The organism is Pseudoalteromonas sp. OFAV1 (genome assembly GCF_021532595.1).
GTDB lineage: Bacteria > Pseudomonadota > Gammaproteobacteria > Enterobacterales > Alteromonadaceae > Pseudoalteromonas > Pseudoalteromonas lipolytica_C.
On the sequence record NZ_JAKGBG010000057.1, the window covers coordinates 22,416 to 28,415 of the forward strand.

Below are 6,000 nucleotides of genomic sequence, written 5' to 3' on the forward strand. Positions count from 1 at the left end.
AGCCTCTATCAATTAAACCTTAGAAATATTTAAGCTTCTTTGCACAGCTTGATAGCAAATAGCTTTTTGCATAGCTCCATCAATTTGGTTTTGGCGCATCGACAGTATAGTTTTTGCTAACTGTCTATGGGAAACAATAGGAAATGGTGGTCGCTGTTTTAACTCTATAAACCAACCTGGAAAGCATAATATTGGAGTTATTTTTGTTTGAAAGCCAGTTGCTTCACTTAACCATTTATAAACCCAATTTGCTTGTATTTCGGCTTGTTCAATTGGCTTGTTTTCATTCCAAGATGGGAAGACAAGTAGATTATTTTCGAATCGGACTTTGTAGTTTGTATCATCTTTAACGCGCTTATGCCTTCCTTTTGTTTCAATCGCAAAAACACCATTAGGCCCAATAACTAAGTGATCAATATTAAACCCATCAGCTTGAATATCATGAAATATTTGATACCCATGAGATTGAAGCTCAATTAATTCAGATGCAACAGCTAACTCAGCATCTCGCCCTAGTTTTAGTTTAATTAACTGGTCTGATTCAAACCACGATTTTCTGGCGGTGTAAATTAAACCGACAATAATTACAATTATAAAAAAGTAGTTCAATTGACCGCTTGCCAACATTTCGGTAATCCCTTTGAGGGCAAACGGCATTGTAATAATCAATGCAGCTAAACCTATGTAACCAACAACATTAAAGACCTTATCGTTTACTTGATCGTTAAGTGTTTGTGCGGCTACTCGAGTAAACTTTTTTCTATCTACGGGTAATTTGGCTTGCTTCTGATGAAGCCATACTCTAAAAAAAATAACACCCAATATTGAATATATTCCTCCTATTACAAATAAGAGGCTGAGTCCTTGTGCTATGAAGTTATCCATTTCAGGTCCTTGTTCAGTTAACTCCCTCTTTATACATCAATTATTTAATAATGTCGCGTTGGCGACGGCAACCAAAGATAAGTAAACGCCGACTTCTCTTTGGAATCTCTCGGCGCCCTGGGTTCGCACTGTTCCCTCATTTTGAAAAAATTAAATGAACGTAACCAACATAGATAGGCACAATTACACATCCCTGTACGCACCCAAGCTCGGATATCCATACCCTCTCGTTAAAAGCTTCTCTTTTTCACAGCACTCGCCTGCAACCAAACAATGATCTATTGGTATTTTATTTCAATAAGATATATAAAATTAAAACCTAGACCTTTTAAAAATCATATAAGTGATTTGTCTGCGCGACTAAATCTAACGCGTGGACATTTTTACTTCCCGCTAACTCGAACCTATCTTTTGCAAGCCAGAGTTTTGCACCATTGCTGCTGGCAACTTGGTATGCCCAGTTGCTTACCGCGAGGGATTTGCCTACATCACAATGAAAATAGCGAGTTAGTTCATCAGTGAGTAGCTGGCTGTGGCGATCGAGATTTTGATCTTGCCAACGTTCGCGGTGTAATTGTGCAGCTAAAAAGTCACGTTTACTGTTATTACAACTTCGATGGGCGGCAACAAAATTATGGCCTAAATCGTTAGCGTAGCGGGCAAAGGGAATAAAGTGATCAACTTCTATCGCGCTTGTGAGTGGCTTTTGACAATAAAAACACTGGCCTTTTTGTATTTCGACTAAAATTGGTTTTGCTTTGTTTAGTGCTGTGCGATCAAAACCAAATAAAAAGTCATGCAGTTGGCTTTGCGGGCCAATAAGTGCTTGATTGTGCTTGATGCTTTGAATCTTTTGTAGCCATGCATTTTTAGCTAAATAGACAACTAAATCGTAAAAGCGTCTAAAGCAAGAAGCTATGCCTGCGTTTAGAGTGATATAGCTTTTGCCTTTTATGTGTGGGTATAAAAAGCACTCTTCTTGTTTGGCTAGAATTTGTAAGCGCCACAAAGGGCCTGTTTTTAATGTGTCTAAAGCAGCTTTGTAAGTGGTGTGCCAGTAAGGGCTTAATTTGAGCTGGCGTAAGTTACGAATATTGTTTTGCTGGCACTCATATAACACCGCAATTACTTTTGATTGCGTACCCGAGTTTTGTTTAAGTAAAGCACTTTCACCACTATGAGCAGAAGAAAATGGCACTGCATGGTGCCAATAAAGCTCTATTAACTTTTCAGCTAGCTTAGCAAGATCAATGTTTAACTCGCTAGCTTCATACATCATTGGTTGCTCAACACAAACATCAGCCAATGCATGTAATAGTGCAAACTTATATGTCGCACTAAAATCACCTTCCACCAGCATACGCTGAATGTAAGCAATGAAATCGAGTTGCTGCTGCATGGCCATCATCAATCAAGCCTTAAGTGTACTTTTGAAAGGTGCTTTAAAGTTCATGAACCGTTCCCTGTTTACATAATCATATTTGCCACTTATGCTCATAACGCATTGTTGTAGCTTGAATATTGGCGATTTAGTTTAGGAACAATCTAGCATGAAAAGCTATTGCAAATATAGGATTTTAGGTAGAGCTATACTCTAAAACCCATACAATATTGGGAGAGTTGCGGTATAGCCTGCTATACCGCATATAAACGACTATATCGTTCTTCTATGCAAAATGGCGTTTAGCCATGTTTCTGTAGCGCGCTCTGGGCGTTGGTCGGCGCTTTGCCACGACTTGAGGATAAATAGGTCTGTGCCTTTAATTATGCTCTCAAGGGCTTGTTCGTTTAGATCGGTAAATTCGCGACCGTTGTGTTCGCGCTCGCCGTCGCCGTATTTAAACGATACATACACGATGCCTTGTGGCTTTAATGCGCGGGCAAGGTTGTTGAATGCGTCGGTTAAATCGTTTTTTGCTACGTGAATAAGGCTTGCGCAGCACCAAATGCCGTCGTATTTGGCAACGTCGTTTAGCTCTAGAAAGCTGCTTACTGCTACGTCTTGGTTTAAGTATTCTGACGCCAGCTTTGCCATAGCTGGGCTGATATCGAATGCATTTACGCTATAAGCACGCTCTTTAAAGATGAAGGCGTCGCGGCCAGAGCCACAACCGGCATCGAGTAAAGCGCCTTTTTTTGGGATCAGCGGTAAGAATTCGTCATAAAGTTCATTGAGGTCTACATCGAGTGTGGCATCTACAAATGCTTGCGCATTTTGGTTGTAGTATTCGACGGTTTTGGATGCCATTTTACTTCCTTTATAGGGGCAAGATTGCTTGGCGCTAAAATACCATTAAAGCTAGGTACTAAAAAGATATCAAATTGATTTTAAGTATTTTTGGCGGGAAATATTTTTATACTCCAGCGTAATAGATGAGGCACAATATTGAAGAAATAATACTCACAAAGTGGATAAGAGACGCTGCGCTTTAGAGGAAAAATTAATAGGATTAACTAGTATCTCATTGTCTTCTCATTCACTTCTCTTTGTGCAAAAAGATATTTGAACCACAGAGTTCATCGAGGCGCTGCGCGCTACACAGAGTAAAACCAATACTCACAAAGAGGCTAAGAGACGCTGCGCTTTAGAGAAGTAATTCTTTATACCTCATTGTCTTCCTCTGTGCACTCTATGTCCTCTGTGGTTAGAGAAAATCTAATATGTCTATGAAAATATACTGGCAGTAAATACGATAAATCCTCAATGCCTTCTCATTCACTCCTCATTGTGCAAAAAATATTGGAACCACAGAGTACATAGAGGCGCTGTGCGCTACACAGAGAAAACAAATACACACAAAGAGGCTGAGCTTTAGAGAAGTAAGTTTTTATACCTCATTGTTTTCTCTTTGTGCATAAAGAACCTACAGTAAATAAATGCCTGTTTGACACTATGTAAAACGGCAGCTACATATTTTCTCTATAGTTTTATACTTTTAACTCAACAACATTGCACAATTGGCAATTTACTAGCACTATTATGTATTAAGAAGACTTTAGTCTGAGGTAAGCATGCACGACAAGCAAACTCATTGCCAGCCAACAGGTTGCAATAACTGTAAAGACAAACTAGAACTTGGCTTTGATTTCACCATGGCTTTTCAGCCTATCATTGACTGCGCAGCAAAGCAGATCTTTGGTTATGAAGCATTAGTTCGCGGGCCTAATAATGAGTCGGCTTATTCTGTTATCTCACAAGTGAACGATGAGAACCGCTATACCTTCGACCAACTTTGTCGTATCAAAGCTATTTCGCTTGCAGCAAAGCTAAAGCTTGATTCTATTTTGAGTATCAACTTTTTACCTAACGCGATTTACAAACCTGAGCGCTGTATTAGAACAACCCTTGAAGCGGCTAAACAATATGACTTTCCGGTAGAGCAGATTATGTTTGAATTTACCGAGGTTGAGCAAGTTGAAGACACAAATCACATTAAACGTGTTGTTGAATATTATCAGTCGTTGGGGTTTATTACGGCTACGGATGATTTTGGTTCTGGTTATTCGGGTTTAAATTTATTAGCTGACTTTCAAAGCAATATTATTAAACTTGATATGGCACTAATTAGAGATATTCATTTAAATAAAACTCGTCAAGCAATTGTGAGCCATTGTATTGCGATGTTTGATGAATTAAATATCACTACGCTGGCTGAGGGTATTGAAACGATTGAGGAATATCAATGGTTACGCCAAGCTGGGGTGAGTTTAATGCAAGGTTATTTATTTGCACGTCCGGGTTTTGAGAGTTTGCCTGAGGTAGATTTTAGTCTGTTGCGTGAGGCTTAAAACTCGCGTCAACCCGCATCAGATTTATATCAAAAACCTAATTTACAGAGAGATTATAAGACGCTGCGCTTTAGAGGCAAATCAGTAAGTTCTTTTACTATTGGCTCATTCACTTCTCTTTGTGAAATAAAGATTTGAACCACAGAGGTCACCGAGGCGCTGCGCGCTTCATAGAGACACCAAAATTCACAAAGAGGATAAGAGACGCTTCGCTTTAGAGAAGTACACTTTAATACCTCCGTTTCTTCCTCTGTGCTCTCTATGTCCTCTGTGGTTCAAAAAAGATCTGGCAAACTGCTCTTCTTGATAAATAGGTTACTTGGCTGTGTCTTAGAAGAAGGTTGGTGAAGTTAATTTGGGTTTCCTCATTGTCTTCTCATTCACTTCTCTTTGTGAAATAAAGACTTGAACCACAGAGGTCACCGAGGCGCTGCGCGCTTCACAGAGACACCAAAATTCACAAAGAGGATAAGAGACGCTTCGCTTTAGAGAAGTACACTTTAATACCTCCGTTTCTTCCTCTGTGCTCTCTGTGTCCTCTGTGGTTCAAAAAAGATCTGGCAAACTGCTCTTCTCGATAAATAGGTTACTTGGCTCTGTCTTAGAAGAAAGTTGGTGAAGTTAATTTGGGTTTCCTCATTGTCTTCTCATTCACTTCTCTTTGTGAATAAAAATATTGGAACCACAGAGGTCACCGAGGCGCTGCGCGCTACACTGAGACACCAAAATTCACAAAGAGGATAAGAGACGCTGCGCTTTAGAGGACTCCTTGTCTTTCTCTGTGCTCTCTGTGTCCTCTGTGGTTCGAAAAAAATCTAGCAAACAGTTCGTCTCGATAAATAGGTTACTTGGCTGTGTCTTAGAAGAAGGTTGGTGAAGTTAATTTGGGTTTCCTCATTGTCTTCTCATTCACTTCTCTTTGTTAAATAAAGATTTGAACCACAGAGGTCACCGAGGCGCTGCGCGCTACACCTAGACACCAAAATTCACAAAGAGGATAAGAGACGCTTCGCTTTAGAGGATTCATATTAAGTAGCAGTCTATTTCGCATACTCATTGTCTTCTCATTCACTTCTCTTTGTGAAATAAAGACTTGAACCACAGAGGTCACCGAGGCGCTGCGCGCTGCACAGAGAAGGTAATTTCACAAAGAGGATAAGAGACGCTTCGCTTTAGAGATCTCCTTGTTTTCCTCAGTTCTCTCTGTGTCCTTATATGGACTCCCCGTTTTTTGTCAACGGAGTATTTATTAAATAAAGATTAGATGCTGGCTTATATACGGACTCTATTTGGGGAGCTACCCCTGGTCACTTTAATGTATTCGCC

Annotated in this window: 4 protein-coding genes; 1 reads left to right on the top strand and 3 read right to left on the bottom strand. The window is 39.9% G+C overall.

Annotated features, from left to right (window positions below):
• Window positions 1-12: 12 nt before the first annotated feature.
• The 3 genes from L1267_RS20865 to L1267_RS20875 form a co-directional block, all read right to left on the bottom strand.
• Window positions 13-885 carry a nuclease-related domain-containing protein gene (locus L1267_RS20865; protein WP_235384001.1) on the bottom strand — a complete coding sequence of 291 codons (873 nt, stop codon included), beginning with the start codon at window positions 883-885 and terminating at the stop codon, window positions 13-15.
• A 328-nt stretch (window positions 886-1,213) separates the two neighbouring features.
• Window positions 1,214-2,296 carry an HNH endonuclease gene (locus L1267_RS20870; protein WP_235384002.1) on the bottom strand — a complete coding sequence of 361 codons (1,083 nt, stop codon included), beginning with the start codon at window positions 2,294-2,296 and terminating at the stop codon, window positions 1,214-1,216.
• A 243-nt stretch (window positions 2,297-2,539) separates the two neighbouring features.
• Window positions 2,540-3,133, bottom strand: coding sequence for a class I SAM-dependent DNA methyltransferase (locus L1267_RS20875; protein WP_235384003.1), 594 nt, complete (start codon window positions 3,131-3,133; stop codon window positions 2,540-2,542).
• A gap of 764 nt (window positions 3,134-3,897) precedes the next feature.
• Between L1267_RS20875 and L1267_RS20880 the strand changes: the two genes are divergently transcribed.
• Window positions 3,898-4,674 carry an EAL domain-containing protein gene (locus tag L1267_RS20880; RefSeq protein ID WP_135926715.1) on the top strand — a complete coding sequence of 259 codons (777 nt, stop codon included), beginning with the start codon at window positions 3,898-3,900 and terminating at the stop codon, window positions 4,672-4,674.
• Window positions 4,675-6,000 lie beyond the last annotated feature (1,326 nt).

Coding starts and splice junctions, on each gene's coding strand:
- L1267_RS20875 (WP_235384003.1), bottom strand. CDS start 3,133: ATGGCATCCAAAACCGTCGAATACTACAACCAAAATGCGCAAGCATTT.
- L1267_RS20865 (WP_235384001.1), bottom strand. CDS start 885: ATGGATAACTTCATAGCACAAGGACTCAGCCTCTTATTTGTAATAGGA.
- L1267_RS20880 (WP_135926715.1), top strand. CDS start 3,898: ATGCACGACAAGCAAACTCATTGCCAGCCAACAGGTTGCAATAACTGT.